The sequence below is a fragment of the Amycolatopsis sp. NPDC114484 genome, assembly GCF_055633755.1.
On the sequence record NZ_JBVKDQ010000029.1, the window covers coordinates 47,334 to 64,535 of the forward strand.

A 17,202-nucleotide genomic window follows, 5' to 3' on the forward strand; every position below is an offset into this window, starting at 1 on the left:
CGGGTGCGCGACGGCGTCCTTCCGCGGCGGGAGGACGCTGGGGCACGTCTTCGCCACGCGGACGGCGTCGTGCGCCGGACGGTGGCATCTCCTCCGGCGCCGCACGGCGCGGAGGAGGTTCGTCTTCAGGCTCGCGCCGCCTGCGCCGCCCGCCCGGAGCGCCGGAACCCGCTGCGGGGTCCGGGAAATCCGGGGTGTCTGGGTTGCGCAGCCGACGGCGGCCGCCCGGATCGCCGGGGCCGCGAGGGTCGGTCATGAGTCGCCTTTCCGGGCGCGGTGCGCGGCGACGGCGTCGAGCCAGGCTTGCAGGATCTCGACTGCCGCTGCCTGGTCGACCACGGCGCGCTGCTTGCGTCCCTTGACCCCCCGCTGGGACAGCATTCGCGACGCGGTGACCGTCGTCAACCGCTCGTCTGCCAGCCGCACGGGCACGTCCCCCACGCGCCCGGCGAGCTTCTCCGCATACGCGAGCGCGATGTCCGCGGCCGCGCCCTGCCGGTTCGCCAGCGTCCTCGGCAAGCCCACGATCACCTCGACCACCTCGTGTTCGGTGACGAGGTCGGCAAGCCGGTCCAGATCGCTGTCGTCCTTCGCATCACGGGAGAGGGTAACGAGCGGGCTCGCGAGCACGGGGGCGGGATCGCTCAGCGCGACCCCCACCCGGACAGACCCGACATCGACCGCGAGCCGCCTGCCCCGCCCCGGATCGGACTCGCCGGGCCGATCCGGGCCTCTCCGGGGATTAGCGGCCAAGGTTCGCGACCGCCGCGCGAAGGGCCGTCACAGCCTGCTCCGCGCCCGCCGGGTTGCTGCCGCCGCCTTGGGCCATGTCCGGCTTGCCGCCGCCGCGTCCGCCGATCGCCTCGGCGAACGACGGCACGAGCTTGCCCGCCGCGATTCCCTTGTCGCGCGCCGCCGAGGTCGTGGCGACCACGAAGGCCACCTTCTCCCCCGAGGGCGCGAACAGCGCGACCACGCCGGCGCGTTCGCCGAGGCGGCCGCGGATGTCCGACGCGAGCGCGCGCAGGCCGTTGCCGTCGACGTCCGGCACGACCTCGGCGACCACCGAAACGCCGGAGACGTCCTGCGCCTTGTCCGCCAGCGCGCCCGCCGAGCCGAGCACCTGCTGCGTGCGCAGCTGCTCGATCTCCTTCTCCGCGTTCTTCAGCCGGGACAGCACGTCCTCGATCCGCCCGGGCAGTTCGTCGGACGGCACCTTGAACGTGTTCGCCAGCTGCGACACGAGCAGCTGCTCCTTGCGGACGTGCTTGAGCGCGTCCGGGCCGACCAGCGCCTCGACGCGGTGCACGCCGGAGCCGACCGACGCGTCCGACACCAGCTTGACCAGGCCCAGCTGGCCGATCCGGCCGACGTGCGTGCCGCCGCACAGCTCGCGCGAGTACTCGCCCATGTCGACGACGCGGACGTCGTTGCCGTACTTCTCGCCGAACAGCGCGACCGCGCCCAGCTCGAGGGCCTTGTCCTTGGTCGTGGTGTAGCTCCGCACCTCGACGTCGGTCTGCAGGTAGTCGTTCACTTCCTGCTCGACCTCGGTGAGGATGTCGGTCGACACCGCGCCCGGCGTGGTGAAGTCGAAGCGCATCCGGCCCGGCGCGTTGAGCGAACCGGCCTGCGCCGCGCGCTTGCCGTACGCGCCGCGGACCGCCGCGTGCACGAGGTGCGTGGCCGAGTGCGAGCGCTCGATCGAGAGCCGTCGGTTCGCGTCGACCGATCCGGTGAGCCGGGTGTCGAGCGCGACCTCGCCCTCGGTGACCTCGACGCGGTGCACGAACAGGCCCGGCACGATCTTCTGCACGTCGAGCACCTTCAGCTCGACGCCGTCGCCGACCAGCACGCCGGTGTCGGCGATCTGCCCGCCGCTCTCGGCGTAGAACGGGGTGCGGTCGAGCACCAGCTCGGCCTTGTGCCCCGCGGCGACGCTGCGCACCGGCAGGCCGTCTTCGAGCAGGCCGACGACCTTCGCGTCCGCCTGCAGCTCGGTGTAGCCGAGGAACTGGGTTTCGCCGTGCTGCTCCAGAACCTTGCGGTACTCGGACAGGTCGCCGTGGCCGCTCTTGCGCGACGCCGCGTCCGCCTTGGCGCGCTTGCGCTGCTCCTCCATGAGCGTGCGGAAGCCGTCCTCGTCCACGGTCAGGCCCTGTTCGGCCGCCATTTCGAGGGTGAGGTCGATCGGGAAGCCGTAGGTGTCGTGCAGCTGGAACGCCTTGTCGCCGGCGAGCACGTCGCCGCCGTCCTTCTTCGTCTCGGCCGCGGCCAGGTCGAAGATCCGCGAACCGCTGGTGAGGGTGGCGAGGAACGCCTCCTCCTCGACGCGCACGACCTCGGAGATCCGGTCGAAACCGCTGACCAGCTCGGGGTAGGTCGGGCCCATGGTCTTGCTGACGACCTTCGCGAACTCCTGCAGCACCGGCTCCTGCACGCCCAGCAGGCGCGTGGAGCGCACGATGCGGCGCAGCAGCCGGCGCAGCACGTAGCCGCGGCCGTCGTTGCCCGGGGTGACGCCGTCGCCGATCAGCAGCACGCCGGTGCGCGCGTGGTCGGCGATGACGCGGAAGCGCACGTCGTCGGCGTGGTTGGCGCCGTAGCGGCGGCCGGAGAACTCCTCGGCGCGGCCGATCACCGGGCGCACCAGGTCGGTCTCGTACACGTTCTCGACGCCCTGCAGGATCGTCGCGACGCGCTCGACGCCCATGCCGGTGTCGATGTTCTTCTTGGGCAGTTCGCCGATCGGCGGGTGGCCCAGCTTCGGGCTCTTCTCGCCGCGGACGTCCTGCATGAAGACGAGATTCCAGATCTCGATGTAGCGGTCCTCGTCGGCCACCGGGCCGCCCTCACGGCCGTAGCCGGGGCCGCGGTCGTAGTAGATCTCCGAGCACGGGCCGCCGGGACCGGGCACGCCCATGTCCCAGTAGTTGTCCTTGCCGTCGCGGACCTGGATGCGTTCGCTGGGCAGGCCGGTGAGCTTGCGCCACAGCCCGGCCGCCTCGCTGTCCTTCTCGTAGACGGTCGCCCAGATCCGGTCCGGGTCGAGGCCGAAGCCGCCGTCGTCCTGGGATTTGGTGATCAGCTCCCAGGCGTTCTCGATCGCGCCTTCCTTGAAGTAGTCGCCGAACGAGAAGTTGCCCGCCATCTGGAAGAACGTGTTGTGCCGGGTGGTCTTGCCGACCTCGTCGATGTCCGGCGTGCGCACGCACTTCTGCACCGAGGTCGCGCGCGGGTACGGCGGCGGGGCCTCGCCGAGGAAGTACGGCTTGAACTGGACCATGCCCGCGTTGACGAACAGCAGGTTCGGGTCGTCGAGGATCAGCGGGGCGCTCGGCACGCGCGTGTGGCCCCGGCTCTCGAAATGGCGCAGGAAACGGTCGGTGATCTCGTGTGTGTCCACGGGTACGTCCTGGTTCTGAAAGACCCGGCTTCGGCCGGGGAAGGAAACGGGGGTCGGAGGCGGCGGAAGGCGCGCGGAGATCAGCCCTCCGCCCGGCGAGCTCGCCGGGCGGGGCGACGTGCGGCGTGCCTGCCCGCGCCCGAAGGCGGGGCGAGCACGGCGGTCCGCTCCTCGACCATGTCGTGCAGCTCCTGTTCCCGTTCGTTCATCCCGGCGCGCACCTCGGCGCCGAAAGAACCGACGGCGCCCGCGAGTTCCCGCACGGCGTCGCCCAAGTTCGATGCTAACCCGGCCGGCGTGGCCTGACGAGCCGTTTCGCTCGCCTTGCGGCTCAGCGCGACCCCGGCGACGACTCCGACCCCGAGCCAGAACAGCCGCTTCACTTCTTCCCCCGGCGGGCCGGGCGCTGCGCCTTCGCGGCCTTCGCTTCCTGCTTCTTCCGGCGCGCGCGGAGGGCCTTGCTGATCCCGTACGACAGCGCGGCGGTCTTCACCAGCGGGCCGCCGAGGGTCGCGGTGAACACCGACGAGAGCGCGGACACGTTGCCGCTCACCGCCTGTGCGTTCGCGGTGATCCCGTCGACGCGCTCGAGCTGGGTGTTGACGTGCGTGATCGTCTCGTTGGCCCCGATCAGGATCGGGTCGCTGTTCTCGTGCGCCTTGCGGATCGCGATCGTCGCCTCGTCCAGCGTGCGGCCGAGCTTGAGCAGCGGGATCGCCAGCAGCAAGACCAGCAGTACGAAAGCTCCTGCGGCGATCAGCGCGGCGATCTGCCCTGCCGACACGGGCCCTCCTCGGGTGGTGCGGGGTCTTAGGTGGTGTGAGGTTACCGCCTGCGGCGCTTCTCGGCGGGGACCCCCCGCCGCTGCGGTCACCCAGCGCAGTCGCCGTCGCGGAAAACCGTTCGCGGAGACGCGTCCGGCCTGGTCTCCTCGGCCGATGGACTCTTCGAACGGACCCGGCCCGCTCCCCCGCGTGCTGGCCGGACCTGGCGGCCCCGCCGCCGACGTGCTCGCCGGGCTTCCCGGCGCGGACCTGACCACGCTGCAACTGGAAGTGGCCCGGCGCCGCGCCGCGAAACTGCGCGGACCAGACGTCCTGCGCCGCTACCGTTCAGACCGCTTCACCACTCCCGCGCCGCTCGCGTTCGAGGTGCTCCGCCGGGTCGAAGACGCCCTGCTTTCCGCTGCCCCGCCGGAATTCGACCGGGTCACGCTCTCCCCGGTGACCCCGCTCGGCACACATTCCACAGTGGCCGGACTCGCCCAGCACCGCGTCGTACCGACCGGCCGTGGCACCGAGGTCGCCGCGGACCCGACGAACGGACTGGCGCTGGAAGCCGCGGTCCGGCGCACCGGCTCGGAACCGGTCCGGCTCACCACTCTGCAACGCGTCGTCCGAGCTCAACCTCCGGTCCCCGGGCTGTTCGCGCACTTCTCCCTGTTCGCCGCCGTCACCGCCGGTCGCGACCGCGGCAGCCTGGCCTTCGAACGCGAACACCTGGTGGAGCACGCCCGGTTCCTCACCACCGCAGTACGCGCCGCCGGTGCCCATTCCGCAGGCTTCCAAGTGACCACATTGGACGACCGCTTCGCCGATTTCGCCGCTTCAGTGCAAGACGCGTTGCCCGACGTAGCCGTCTCCGACGCCCCAGACCGCGACGTCGGCCGCGATTACTACTCCGGCCTCTGCTTCACCGTCACCGCCGACTTCGGCACCGGACCAGCCGCCGTCGGCGATGGCGGCTTCACCCCGTGGACCGCGCGACTGCTCGGCAACGCGAAGGAACGCCTGCTCATCTCCGGCATCGGCGTGGACCGCGTCGCGTCCCTGCTCAATGCCCGTTCTTGACGATCCCCTCGTACACCGCAGCCATGTCGTCCTCGCCATGCCCCGCTTCGACCGCAGTCTCGAGATGCGCCAACGCAGCCGCCGCCCCGCCGACGTCGATCGCGTGCCCAGCAGCCTCCACGACGAGCCGCGCGTCCTTCGCCGCGAGCGATGCCGGGAAGCTGGCCGGATACTCGCCGGACAGCATCATCGGCCCCTTCGCTCGCGCGTAAGGCACGTCGAACCCAGTGCCGCTCATGACGTCGAAGAACAACTGCGGGTCCACGCCGAGCACACGCGCGAGGGCAAGACTCTCGCCGGTACCGTTGGTGAGCGCGAGAATCCAAGCGTTCATCACCAGCTTGAGCCGCGTCGCCGTGCCAGGCTCAGTACCGAGCCAGCGAGTCGTCGAGCCAATCGCGTCAAACACCTCCGCAGCCCCGTCGTGCACGTTGTCCGGCCCAGCAGCTAGGACTTGAAGCTGCCCCTTCTCGGCAGGCCCCTTCGTCCCCATCACTGGACAATCGACGAACGGAACCCCAGCCGCGACGGACGCCTCAGCAAGCCGATCAGCCCACTCGACCCCGACGGTGCTGGTCTGCAGCCAAATCGTCCCCGGTTCGAGCGAGAGCCCCCGAAACACCTCGGCAACCGCAGGCCCGTCAGCGAGCATGGTGACCAGGAAATCCGCGCCCCGCACCGCTTCGGAGGGAGTCTCGACAACAGTGACGCCCTCCGCAGCAAGCGGCTCAGCCTTGGCTAACGTGCGATTCCAGGCCCGCACGGTCAACCCAGCACGAGCAAGATTGGCGGCCATCGGACGGCCCATGATTCCGGTACCAAGGAACGCGACTGTGGTCATCCGGCCATCGTGCCGCCAGCCACACAGATCGGCAGATCAGCGCTCAGCACAGCTCCCTAGATTGCCGCAATCGGTCACCCCTCCACGAACAGGACCGCCCGCCCCCACCTTCCGTGAGAAAACCCTGACCCTCAGTTCCCCTCGCGTCCCTAAACCGCCACCCACGCACCCAACCAACCATGCACCCACACCACCCCCGCACCCCGATACGAAGCCAAAAATGCGGACGGCGGGTGCTTGTCAAGGCATCTTTCCCGCCTTGACAAGCACCCGCCGTCCGTCATCACAATCAGCTTCGGGGTGCCCCCACTAAAACCAGGGCGCAATGTCGCCCCCAGGCGACGAGCCGCCCCGCAACCAACTCCGCAAACCCAGAAAACTCCCCCGCGAGAACATCCACCGAGCAACCCGCACCAGCCCGGGACTCGACAACCCCCGATACCGCGCCAGCACCTCAACCTCAGCACCTGCAAGGCCACCCTCAAAAACAGGCCACCGACCAAACCCGCCCCAGTTCGGCGACGATCGCCCCAGTGCCCTCAGTCCGCAAAAGCACATGCCCAGGCTGATCATCAGGCCACACGGTCAACAGCGTCATCGCCGCCCCTCTCCTCGAAGAGGATCAACCGGCCGCCCACCCGGATGTTCCCGCCCCCGGCGGAGCGGAAAGCGGCGACCTTCACTCAGCCGCCAGGACACTCACCCCTGCCGCTCTCCCCGGGTAGTCCGCCGCAACCGAGGCACCCGCTCCGCCAACGTCCGCTCGCCGCCCCGCTGCGTCGGCTCGTAGTAATCCCGCCCGACCAGCTCGTCCGGCGGATACTGCTGCGCCAGCACGCCCTCCGGCACGTTGTGCGGATACCGATACCCCTGCGCATTGCCCAGCTGCTTCGCCCCCGCGTAGTGCCCGTCCCGCAGATGCGGCGGCACAGTCCCGATCGCGCCCTTGCGAACGTCGCTCAACGCGGTATCGATCGCAGTGACCACCGCATTCGACTTCGGCGCGGTAGCGAGATGGATCGTCGCCTGCGCCAACGCGAGCCGCCCCTCCGGCATCCCGATGAACTGCACCGCGTGCGCCGCCGCCACCGCCGCCTGCAACGCGGTCGGATCCGCCAGCCCGACGTCCTCGCTCGCGTGCACCACCAACCGTCGCGCGAGGAACCGCGGGTCCTCCCCCGCCTCGATCATCCGCGCCAGGTAATGCAGCGCCGCGTCGACATCCGACCCGCGGATCGACTTGATGAACGCGCTGATCACGTCGTAGTGCTGATCGCCGTCGCGGTCGTAACGCACCGCCGCCTTGTCCACAGTGGACTCGACGACGGCAAGATCGATCGTCTTGTTCTCCGTGGCAGACGCGGCATCCGCGGCGGCCTCCAGCGCGGTGAGCGCACGACGCGCGTCCCCGCCGGCGAGCCGCACGAGATGCGCTCGCGCCTCATCGGTGAGCGTGAGTTCCCCGCCGAGCCCGCGCTCGTCGGCCAGCGCGCGCTCCAGCACAGCGACGATGTCGTCGTCCGTGAGCGGCCGCAGCTGCAGCACCAAGGACCGCGACAACAGCGGCGACACCACCGAGAACGACGGGTTTTCCGTGGTCGCCGCCACCAGCAGCACTGTCCGGTCCTCGACCGCGCCGAGCAGCGCGTCCTGCTGGGTCTTGGAGAACCGGTGCACCTCGTCGATGAACAGGACGGTGTTCTCGGTGTTGTACTGCCGGCGCCGCCGCGCCTCCTCGATGACGCCGCGCACCTCCTTGACGCCCGCCGACAGCGCGGACATCGCGACGAACCGGCGTCCGGTGGCGATCGACACCAGGTTCGCCAGCGTCGTCTTGCCGGTGCCGGGCGGGCCGTAAAGCAGCACGGACGCCGGGGCGGCCCCCTCGACCAGCCTGCGCAGCGGAGCCCCTTCCCGCAGCAGGTGCTGCTGGCCGACCACCTCGTCGAGCGTGCGCGGCCGCATCCGGACCGCGAGCGGCGACGTCGCCGGGTCGGCCTGCGGTTCGACCGGGTTCGCTCCGGAGGGTTCCGGCGGCGGCCCCGCGTCGGGGTTCACCGTGAAGAGTTCGTCCTGTGCCACACCGACGACGGTAACCGACCACCCCGACAATCCCGCTCGCCCGGCCCCGCAGCGCCGCCGGAGGGGCAGACTGGGGCGATGGTCTCCTCGGTCGCGGTGTTGTCCGATATCCACGGTGTGCTGCCCGCGCTCGACGCGGTCCTCGCCGAACCCGACGTACAGGCCGCCGATCTGGTGGTCCTGTGCGGCGACCTCGCCGCCGGTCCGCTGCCCCGGCAGACGCTCGACCGGCTGGTTTCGCTCGGCGAGCACGCGGTGTGGGTGCGCGGCAACGCTGACCGCGAACTCGTCACGCTCGCGGGCGGCGGCCCCACGAAGATCCCGGATCCGATCGGCCCGTGGGCGGCGTCGCAGCTGCGACCGGATCAGGTGGCGCTGCTCGACGGATTGCCGTTGACGGTCACGCTGGAGATCGACGGGCTCGGCGAAGTGCTGTTCTGCCACGCGACTCCGCGCGACGACGAAGAGGTCGCGCTCGTGGACAGCCCGTTGTCACGGTGGGCCGAAGTCCTGGACGGCGTCACGGCGGAAACGGTGGTGTGCGGGCATACCCACATGCCATTTCTCCGTCTGGCCGACCGGTGCCGGATCGTGAACCCGGGCAGCGTCGGAATGCCTTACGGCACAACGGGTGCGCACTGGGCGCGGCTCGGCCCCGGCGTCGAGTTGCGGCGTACTGCCTACGACGTGGAGGCCGTGTGCCAGGATCTGGCGGAAACGTCGGAGTATCCCGAAATTCAGGGCTGGAACGATTACTTCGTACGGAATCCGGCGTCGGACGCGGAGGCACTGCGAGTATTCAGCCCACGCGCTCGCGGAACGAGCGCCACATGATGACCGCTGCGTAAGGCAGGAACTCGCGTCCGCGCCGCCAGAGCCAGGGCACGCCCTTCGCGACTAGCCAGCCGAAGTGCCCGGCCGCGCTTGGCTCCACTCCGCCGGAGCAGGTGAGGCTTACCGGCTCTGGGATCGCGTAACCGGCTGCTGCGGCTAGGTTTGTGAAGCCCTGGGCGAGCAGGCGGTGGCCCAGTTCGGACGGGTGCAGGCGGTCGACGCTCCAGACGGTGAGGTCGTAGGCGCCGGGCAGGGTGTCCAGGTTGAGGCAGGTGATGCCTTCTGTTTCCACTACGCGGTCTATTGCCTCGTTCAGTTCTGTTACGCGGGCGCTTAGGGCTCGCTTCAGCGACGGCGGGAGGCGGAAGACCTTGCTGTGGTCGTGGAAACGTACTGGGAGGACTGTGGTTCCGACTGCGGTCAGCTCGCGGACGATCGCGGTTAAGTCGGCTGCGATGTTGTCTGGGTTGAAGTCTGGGCGGAGGGTGTCGTTCATGCCTACTACGACCAGGGCTACGTCTGGGCGGTGGGCTAGGGCTATGGGGAGTTGGTCGGCGCGTACGCAGGACATGCGGGCACCGGTGAAGGACGGGTTCAGGTAGCCGGATTCGTCGATGCCCAGTGCTTCCGCGACCAAGGGGCCTACTCCGCGCCAGCCGCCGCGGTTGGGGAGGGGGTCGCCTAGTCCTACGGCGGTGGAGTCGCCGAGGATCGCCAGGCGTTGGGCTTGGCGGGGGGTCTGTTGCAGGGTCTGCTGGGGGTGGGCTGGGGCTTGGGCTGGGGTGACTCCGACGCTGATCACGGTCACGACCAAGACCATCCGGTATTGAGACTCACCGCTGGTGATGGGGAGGTAACGCGGTATGGACGGAGGTGGGAACTTCCGGTACTCGGCGGGGGCGGGGTCTGGTTTGGGTGGGTTTGGGCTCGTCGCCTGGCGGCGACATTGCGCCTCGGTTGCTTGCGTGGGGCACCCCGAAGCTTGATTGTGATGACGGTCTGAGGGTGCTTGTCAAGGCGGGAAAGATGCCTTGACAAGCACCCTCAGACCGCATTTTGGCTTCGCATCGGGGTGCGGGGGTGGGGTGGGTGCCTCGCTGGGTGGGTGCGTTGGTGCGGGTTTTGTGGGTGGTCCGTGAAGGGGGGCCTTGAGGGAATCTAAGTCCGTGAAGGGGGCCCTCACGTCCGGTTGCGTCGGTCGTTAGGGGAATGTCGGTCGTGAGGGGAATCCTGGGGGAATCGTCGTCCCTCGGGGTGGGGTGAGGTCAGCGGAAGGCTGGGTAGAAGGCCAGGTCGGCGTGTGGGCCCAGGCGGGCGGCCAGGGCGGCGGCGACTCTCGTGGAGTGTTCGGCTACCTCGGTCAGGCGTGAGTAGCCTGCGTGCCTCGCCAGTTCGCGCCACCAGGTCACCAGGGCGGCCTCGCGGCTGACGGGGGTGGCGTGCCTGGTCAGGTTGAGGTGCGGGAGCAGGTCGCGGGTGATTTGCCAGACTTGCAGCATTTCGCTGATGGTGAGCTGCTTCGCCAGTTCGACGTCGTCGGCGAAGGACGGCCACACATCGACGATTTCGGCTCGCCAGGCGGCGATCATCGCCTCGCTCATGCCTGCGGGAAGCGCCATCGCGCGTGGGTCGGAGACGAACGGCAGGCGCAGGCAGGAGGCGTCTACCAGCGCGGTGCGGACCCGGCCGCGTTCGAAGTCCAGGAAGCGGACTCCGGAGCCGGTGACCAGGTTGTTCTCCGGGGTCAGCTCGACGGGGCTGAACGCGCGGAAGGCTGCCGATCGGGCTTGGGCGATGGCTTCGGCGACGCGTTCGCGCACTGCTTCGGGAACGGGCACGTCGAGCAGTTCGGAAAGGAGTCCTTCGACGTCTTCGGCCAGGCCCGACAAGCCGTCGTTGTCGGTTCGTACTGGGCCGCCCAGGCGGCGCAGCAGGGCGTTGAAATCGGCTTCGCGGCTGGCGGTGCTGGCGTGCAGGCGGCCAAGCGACCGGGCCCAGGACAGCAGGGCACGCTCGGCCGCGCGGGAGTCGCGGGCGGCCAATTTGTCCTGCAGGGTGGGCGCGCGGCCCAGGTCTTCGATCACCAGCACGCGGTGGCCGCCGTCGTGGGCCAGCAGTTCGGGGCACATTCGCTCGTCCGGAGCCAATGCGGTGAACAGCTGGTAGCTGACGGCTTCCTGGGCGAACGGATCGACCCGGCCGGGTTCTGGCGGGTCCGGGTAGTGCTTGACCACCAAGGTCCGCGGCAGCGCGAACGAGGACGACACGACCCGCGCTCGCACGACTGTCGCCGGTCCGCTTCCGGAGAGGTGCTCCGGCGAGACCAGCGTGATCGCGCTCCCGAACCGGCGCGTGAGCACCGCCTCGCCCGCCGCGACGGCCGCGGCGACTGCGAGTTCCCCGGCTTCCGCCCGGACTCCAGCGTCGCCGGCGGAGGAGGTGTCGACTGTCATTGTCACCGACCCTACTCGTGACTGAGCAACCATGACCACAACGTTCCGGGCGCCGGGACGCGCCCGGATTCACCCACGGGAAAGCGGACGCAGCAATGCCTCGGAACGTTGCTTGCGTCGGCGAACTATCAGCACAATGGCCGCAGCAAGAACGATTCCGAAGAGGTTGACCAGCAGCTGCAGCACTGAAAAACCGGCCCGGTCCCACCGCCCGGCGACCGCCGCGACCATCGCGTAACCGGCGGCGGGAACCGTCGTCACCGAAATGAACACGCCGACGAGCGCGGCCGATTTCGCCGACGTCATCGCGAGCATTCCGGCCGCCCCGGCGAGCAATGCCACCACGAACGAGGCGGGCCCGACCTGGTACACGAAATCGACCTGGTGGTTGTTGACGATCGCGTGCGGGTCGAAGAGCCCGGCCGTGCTGCCGAGCAGGACGCCGGCCAGCGTGATCGCCATCGAGACCGGGAATCCGACCGCCAGCGCGAGCCCGGCCCGGCGGACCAGGTCCCAGCGGCTCAGCACCACCCCGACCGCGATCGCGGCGAGCGGGCCGAACTCGGGACCGACCACCATCGCGCCGACGATCGTGACCGACGAGTCGGTCAGCACGCCGACTGCGGCGAGCAGGCACGCGATGGCGAGGAACGCCTGGAACGTGGCGTTCCACCGCGATTCCTCGCCGGTGCGGCCGAGCAGCTCCTGCCACACGACCGCGTCCGCGCCTTCGCCGGGAGCGGCTTCCTCGGCCGCGTCGGCGGCATCGGAGAGCGCGGTGTCCAGCGATTCCATGGTGATGCCGCCGCTGCGGTCGAGACCGAGCGCGCACAGTGCGTCGACGATGTCGTCGGCCGCTTCCCGCGCGACGTCCGCCTCGATGAGGTCGCCCTCGGGCGAGACGGACGCCCCGCGGTGCACGATCAGGTGCGCCGCGCCCGGGTGGGTGCGCAGCAGCTCCAGCGTCTCGTCAGTGCGCTCCGGCGGGCAGATCGCCCTGAGGTGCAGCACTAGTCCACCCCGCCCCGCCAGCCACTCTTCACGGACCCGCCGCGCGTGGCCACTACTTCTCCTGTGCGGCAGCCGATTTGCTCTGCGGGACCGCCGGTTTCGCGTCGATCCCGGCTTCCTTGCGCTGCTGCGCGGTGATCGGCGCGGGCGCGGCGGTGAGCGGGTCGTAGCCGCCGCCGGTCTTCGGGAACGCGATCACGTCGCGCAGCGAGTCGGCCTTGGCCAGCAGCATCACGATGCGGTCCCAGCCGAACGCGATGCCGCCGTGCGGGGGCGCGCCGAACTGGAACGCCTCGAGCAGGAAGCCGAACTTCTCCTGCGCTTCCTCCTCGCCGAGGCCCATCAGCGCGAACACGCGCTTCTGGACGTCCTCGCGGTGGATACGGATCGAGCCGCCGCCGATCTCGTTGCCGTTGCAGACGAGGTCGTAGGCGTAGGCGAGCGCGTTGCCCGGGTCCTGCTCGAACTTGTCGATCCACTCCGGGGTCGGCGAGGTGAACGCGTGGTGCACGGCGGTCCACTTGCCGGAGCCGACCGCGACGTCGTCGCCGATGTCCTCGACCGGCGCGAACAGCGGCGCGTCCACGACCCACACGAACGACCAGGCGTCCTCGTCGATCAGGCCGAGCTTGCGGCCGATCTCGTCGCGCGCGGCGCCGAGCAGCGGCTGCGCGGCGGAAACCTTGCCCGCGGCGAAGAAGATGCAGTCTCCGGGCTTCGCGCCCGCGGCCTCCGCGACGTTCGCGCGCTCGGTCTCGGACAGGTTCTTGGCGACCGGGCCGCCGAGCGTGCCGTCCTCGTTGACCAGGACGTACGCCAGGCCCTTCGCGCCGCGCTGCTTCGCCCACTCCTGCCAGGCGTCGAGCTGACGACGCGGCTGCGAGGCGCCGCCCGCCATGACGACCGCGCCGACGTACGGGGCCTGGAACACGCGGAACGGCGTGTCGGAGAAGAAGTCGGTGAGTTCGGTGATCTCGAGGTCGAAGCGCAGGTCCGGCTTGTCGGAGCCGTACTTGGCCATCGACTCGCGGTAGGTGATCCGCGGGATCGGGGTGGCGATCTCGTGGCCGATCAGCTTCCAGAGCGACTTCACGATGGCCTCGCCGACCGCGATGACGTCGTCCTGCTCGACGAAGCTCATCTCGATGTCGAGCTGGGTGAACTCGGGCTGCCGGTCGGCACGGAAGTCCTCGTCGCGGTAGCAGCGGGCGATCTGGAAGTAGCGTTCCATGCCGCCGACCATGAGCAGCTGCTTGAACAGCTGCGGCGACTGCGGGAGCGCGTACCAGGAGCCGGGCTTGAGCCGCGCGGGCACGAGGAAGTCGCGGGCGCCTTCCGGGGTGGAGCGGGTCATCGTCGGCGTCTCGATCTCGACGAAGTCCTGCCCGTGCAGCACCTCGCGCGCGACGCGGCTGACCTCGCTGCGCAGGCGGATGGCAGCCGCCGGACCGCTGCGGCGCAGGTCGAGGTAGCGGTATTTGAGCCGGACCTCCTCGCCGACGTCGACCCGGTCGTCGATCGGGAACGGCAGCGGAGCGGCCTCGGACAGCACGACGAGCTCGGTGGCGAGCACCTCGATGTCGCCGGTGGGGATGTCGGGGTTCGCGTTGCCCTCGGGCCGCCGCGACACCTCGCCGACGACCTTCACGCAGAACTCGGAGCGCAGCGCGTGCGCGCGCTCGGCCATCTCGCCCTCGCGGAACACGACCTGAGCGACGCCGCTGGCGTCCCGGAGATCGATGAAGATGACTCCGCCGTGATCGCGCCGCCGCGCCACCCAGCCGGTGAGGGTGACGGTCTGACCGGCCTGCCCGGCACGCAGAGTGCCGGCTTGATGAGTGCGGAGCACTGCGACTGCTCTCCCTAGGTCCACGAGGTTCGGGTGCGGCGTGGTGGTCGGTTGTTCGCCGAGCACGCATTTCGCCGGATACGAGGCTAACGAACCCGGTGCTGGGGGGTGCGGGCAGGTTTGGGTCGGGGTGGCGGGGCGGTGGGGGTCGGGTGGTGAGGGGCGGAGGGTCCGGGTGGTGGACGGGTTTGGCGGGGTGGCTCGGGCTAGTGGGAGCGGCGGGGCTGGAGCGGCGGACAGGAGCGGTGTGGCCGGAGCGGCGGATGGGTGCGTGTGGTGACACGTCGGCTCGGGCCGCGAGGCCGGGACGGCGGCCGGGTCAGGCGGCGGGTCGAGCTAGGCGAGACGGTTCGGGCTAGCGGGAGTCGTGTGGCCGGAGCGGCGGATGGGTGCGTGTGGTGACACGTCGGCTCGGGCCGCGAGGCCGGGACGGCGGCCGGGTCAGACGGCGGGTCAGGCTAGGCGAGGCCCCGGGCTAGCGGGAGCGGTGTGGCCGGAGCGGCGGGCGGGCGGAGGCGCGCCGCGCGGTTCGCCGCGATCCGCGGGCGGGCGGCCCCCGGGCCCGCCCGCCCGCGCCGAAGCAGGGTTCGTCTGATCGGCTGCCTCGCCGCATGGATCGGACGGCGGGCCGCCTGCGCCACGGGATTGCCGTCGTCCCGTGCAGCGAGGTGGACTCTCGGCCGCACCAGGCAATGACCGCCCGGCTCCCGATGCCCGGCTCGTCCGTTCCCCGTTCCCCGTTCCCCGTTCCCCGCTCCACGTGCCCGGCTCGCCCGTTCCCGGTGCCCGGCTCCCGGTGCACGCTCCGGATGCAAGAGCCCGGCTCCCGGGCTCAGTCTGGCCTGTTCCGGGTCACCAGGACAGGAAAATCACAAGAGCCGCAACTGCTCCGCCTCCCCCGCGCGTTGTTCCGGGACTGCGGCCCCGCCCTCCCCCGGCGGGACCGGTTCCGCCCGGGTTTCCGAATGCGCCCGAGGCGCCCGCGGATCCAACCCGTGCCGTCGCAGCAACGGGCCCACTACCGTCGCCAGGCGTTCTCGGTAGCCGCGGTCGGCGTAGCTTCCTCGGGCGTACAGGCGGCGGTATCGCGGGGCCAGTTCCGGGTACTCCCGCTTCAGCCACTCCGCGAACCACTCCCGCGCACCCGGCCGGAGGTGCAGCGGCAGCACCGTCACCCTCGTCGCGCCGGCTTCGGCGAGTTGGGCGAAAAGCGGGTCGAGAGCCTCGGGCGAATCCGTCAGGTACGGCAGCACCGGCGCGACCATGACTGAGCACGGCAGTCCGGCCGCCGCGGCCTTGCGGATCAGGTCCAGCCGGGCTCGCGGCGTCGGGGTGCCGGGTTCCAGCCGGCGTTGCAGGTCGCCGTCCAGCAGGGCCAGCGACACTGCCAGGTGGACCGGGACGTCCTTGCCCACCGCCTCCAGCAGGGGCAGGTCCCGGCTCAGCACGGTGCCCTTGGTGAGGATCGACAGCGGCGTCCCGGAGTCGGCGAGTGCGCGGATGATCCCGGGCATCAACCGGTACCGGCCCTCGACCCGCTGGTACGGGTCGGTGTTCGTGCCCATCGCGACCGGTTCTCGTTGCCAGCTCGGCCGTTTCAGTTGCGCGGCCAGCACTTCCGGGGCGTTGACCTTGACCACGACCTGGGTGTCGAAGTCCCGGCCGGCGTCGAAGTCCAGGTACGTGTGGGTGTTCCGGGCGAAGCAGTTGTGCGACACCATCCCGTCGGCGATGAAATCGCCAGTACCCGTCGTGATGTCGAACAGCGGCAGCTCCAGCCCCATCGACGCGACGCTCGTGACCGTGCGCCGGACGCCGCCGATGCCGGTGCCGTCCAGGGAGCGTTTCCATTCGACCGCTGGGTCGACCAGGTGCAGGAACCGCAGCACCTCACCGGTTCCGCCGGTGAGCCGGGCCTGCCTGCGGCCGGGGTGCTGGCGGTGGCCGACGGTGTCGTAGCTGAACGAGAACCGGTCCAGCGCGGCGAACAGCATGTCCACCACTTCGTTCTCGTCGTGCGCGATGGAAAGCGTGCCGCGCCGGTAGCCGCCGGCCAGGTCGAACAGTCCGGCGAGGAATCCGCGTGCCCAGTGGGCGTCCGGTTCGCGCGGGATCCGCATGAAGCCCACCGACGAGCCGAAATCCGGCAGGTATGCCAGCGCTCGCGCGGCCGCGTCCGATTCCGCGGCGAAACCGCCTGAGCGCAGCATTCCGCACAAGTACCCGGCGCGGTAGCCGAGCGTGTCGTCCAGCGTGCGGGCGAACCGGCCGGTGCCGACGAGTTCTGTGCCGGGTTCCAGGTGCGGCCGTTGCGCGGTGCCGAGTTTGCTGCCGGTGACGTACTTCCAGCCGCGCGCGCTGAGGAACCGGTGGTCCGGCCCGGCGACGATCCGCGTGCCGTCGTCGAGCGTGACCCGGTACGCCGGGCGCACCGTGGTCCAGTGCGCGAGCACCTCGGTGGGCACGAGCCTGCGCGCGACGCCGTGCCCGCGCGTGCCCATGATCCGGTCGCCCACGCGCAGGTCGGCGATCGGCTTCGCGCGGCCGTCGGCCATCAGGACCGGCGTGTCGCCTTCGAGGCAGTACGTGCACGCGTGCGAACACCCGCGATAGGGATTGACCGACCACCGGAACGGCACCGCGGACGACTCGGGCACCCGGTTCAGCACGGACCGGGCGCGCACCTCGTGAAAGGTGACGCCGCCGAACTCCGGCGCCCGCACCGAGCGCACCACATCTCCGAAGGCACCGAGACCGGGGAGCGCCGGCTCCTCCTTCCCCGCTCGCAACTGTTCCCAACGCACCTCCACAGTCGAACACATGTTCTAAAGCGCTGTCAAACATATGTTCGAACACCCCTCGAACGAGCGAGGCCC

Annotated in this window: 13 protein-coding genes; 2 read left to right on the forward strand and 11 right to left on the reverse strand. The window is 70.3% G+C overall.

The features are described from left to right. Nucleotides 1-252: 252 nt before the first annotated feature. The 4 genes from ruvX to ACZ7SW_RS40125 form a co-directional block, all read right to left on the reverse strand. The gene (gene ruvX / locus ACZ7SW_RS40110) at nucleotides 253-753 is read right to left on the reverse strand and encodes a Holliday junction resolvase RuvX (protein ID WP_470235585.1); all 501 of its coding nucleotides are present in this window, start codon (nucleotides 751-753) and stop codon (nucleotides 253-255) included. After that, nucleotides 743-3,406 carry an alanine--tRNA ligase gene (gene alaS / locus ACZ7SW_RS40115; protein ID WP_470235586.1) on the reverse strand — a complete coding sequence of 888 codons (2,664 nt, stop codon included), beginning with the start codon at nucleotides 3,404-3,406 and terminating at the stop codon, nucleotides 743-745. Before alaS ends, ruvX begins: the two co-directional genes overlap by 11 nt. A gap of 80 nt (nucleotides 3,407-3,486) precedes the next feature. Then, the gene (locus tag ACZ7SW_RS40120) at nucleotides 3,487-3,789 is read right to left on the reverse strand and encodes a hypothetical protein (RefSeq protein WP_182890467.1); all 303 of its coding nucleotides are present in this window, start codon (nucleotides 3,787-3,789) and stop codon (nucleotides 3,487-3,489) included. Continuing rightward, nucleotides 3,786-4,190, reverse strand: a complete 405-nt coding sequence (locus ACZ7SW_RS40125; RefSeq protein WP_470235587.1) for a DUF948 domain-containing protein — start codon at nucleotides 4,188-4,190, stop codon at nucleotides 3,786-3,788. Before ACZ7SW_RS40125 ends, ACZ7SW_RS40120 begins: the two co-directional genes overlap by 4 nt. A 154-nt stretch (nucleotides 4,191-4,344) precedes the next feature. Here ACZ7SW_RS40125 and ACZ7SW_RS40130 point away from each other — a divergent pair, with 154 nt between their 5' ends. After that, nucleotides 4,345-5,256, forward strand: coding sequence for a hypothetical protein (locus ACZ7SW_RS40130; protein ID WP_470235588.1), 912 nt, complete (start codon nucleotides 4,345-4,347; stop codon nucleotides 5,254-5,256). Here the strand turns inward: ACZ7SW_RS40130 and ACZ7SW_RS40135 are convergent. Together ACZ7SW_RS40135 and ACZ7SW_RS40140 are read right to left on the reverse strand one after the other, a co-directional pair. Further along, the gene (locus ACZ7SW_RS40135) at nucleotides 5,240-6,097 is read right to left on the reverse strand and encodes an NAD(P)-dependent oxidoreductase (RefSeq protein WP_470235589.1); all 858 of its coding nucleotides are present in this window, start codon (nucleotides 6,095-6,097) and stop codon (nucleotides 5,240-5,242) included. The genes ACZ7SW_RS40130 and ACZ7SW_RS40135 overlap by 17 nt on opposite strands. Before the next feature lie 699 nt (nucleotides 6,098-6,796). Continuing rightward, nucleotides 6,797-8,179, reverse strand: a complete 1,383-nt coding sequence (locus ACZ7SW_RS40140) for a replication-associated recombination protein A (RefSeq protein ID WP_470235590.1) — start codon at nucleotides 8,177-8,179, stop codon at nucleotides 6,797-6,799. 78 nt (nucleotides 8,180-8,257) lie between these two features. Here ACZ7SW_RS40140 and ACZ7SW_RS40145 point away from each other — a divergent pair, with 78 nt between their 5' ends. Beyond that, nucleotides 8,258-9,013 carry a metallophosphoesterase family protein gene (locus ACZ7SW_RS40145; RefSeq protein WP_470235591.1) on the forward strand — a complete coding sequence of 252 codons (756 nt, stop codon included), beginning with the start codon at nucleotides 8,258-8,260 and terminating at the stop codon, nucleotides 9,011-9,013. On the opposite strand, the gene ACZ7SW_RS40150 is transcribed toward ACZ7SW_RS40145, so the two are convergent. The 5 genes from ACZ7SW_RS40150 to ACZ7SW_RS40170 all read right to left on the reverse strand — a co-directional run bounded on the left by ACZ7SW_RS40150 (nucleotide 8,979) and on the right by ACZ7SW_RS40170 (nucleotide 17,130). Further along, nucleotides 8,979-9,833, reverse strand: a complete 855-nt coding sequence (locus ACZ7SW_RS40150; RefSeq protein ID WP_470235592.1) for an SGNH/GDSL hydrolase family protein — start codon at nucleotides 9,831-9,833, stop codon at nucleotides 8,979-8,981. The two genes, ACZ7SW_RS40145 and ACZ7SW_RS40150, sit on opposite strands and share 35 nt — an antisense overlap. Nucleotides 9,834-10,278: 445 nt before the next feature. Next, nucleotides 10,279-11,466 (reverse strand): phosphotransferase, encoded by a 1,188-nt coding sequence (locus tag ACZ7SW_RS40155; RefSeq protein WP_470235593.1) that lies wholly within the window; start codon nucleotides 11,464-11,466, stop codon nucleotides 10,279-10,281. 69 nt (nucleotides 11,467-11,535) lie between these two features. Beyond that, on the reverse strand, nucleotides 11,536-12,477 hold the full coding sequence (locus tag ACZ7SW_RS40160; RefSeq protein ID WP_470235594.1) for a DUF389 domain-containing protein: 942 nt from the start codon (nucleotides 12,475-12,477) through the stop codon (nucleotides 11,536-11,538). A 52-nt stretch (nucleotides 12,478-12,529) separates the two neighbouring features. Then, nucleotides 12,530-14,326: an aspartate--tRNA ligase gene (gene aspS, locus ACZ7SW_RS40165; protein ID WP_470235595.1), complete on the reverse strand. Its 1,797-nt coding sequence runs from the start codon at nucleotides 14,324-14,326 to the stop codon at nucleotides 12,530-12,532. A gap of 869 nt (nucleotides 14,327-15,195) precedes the next feature. Further along, nucleotides 15,196-17,130, reverse strand: coding sequence for an intein-containing Rv2578c family radical SAM protein (locus ACZ7SW_RS40170; RefSeq protein WP_470235596.1), 1,935 nt, complete (start codon nucleotides 17,128-17,130; stop codon nucleotides 15,196-15,198). Between the last annotated feature and the right edge of the window lie 72 nt (nucleotides 17,131-17,202).

Bases quoted from the DNA above. Each gene is read 5' to 3' on its own strand.
- ACZ7SW_RS40130 (WP_470235588.1), top strand. From the start codon at position 4,345: ATGGACTCTTCGAACGGACCCGGCCCGCTCCCCCGCGTGCTGGCCGGA.
- ACZ7SW_RS40135 (WP_470235589.1), bottom strand. From the start codon at position 6,097: ATGACCACAGTCGCGTTCCTTGGTACCGGAATCATGGGCCGTCCGATG.
- ACZ7SW_RS40145 (WP_470235591.1), top strand. From the start codon at position 8,258: ATGGTCTCCTCGGTCGCGGTGTTGTCCGATATCCACGGTGTGCTGCCC.
- ACZ7SW_RS40150 (WP_470235592.1), bottom strand. From the start codon at position 9,833: ATGGTCTTGGTCGTGACCGTGATCAGCGTCGGAGTCACCCCAGCCCAA.
- ACZ7SW_RS40155 (WP_470235593.1), bottom strand. From the start codon at position 11,466: ATGACAGTCGACACCTCCTCCGCCGGCGACGCTGGAGTCCGGGCGGAA.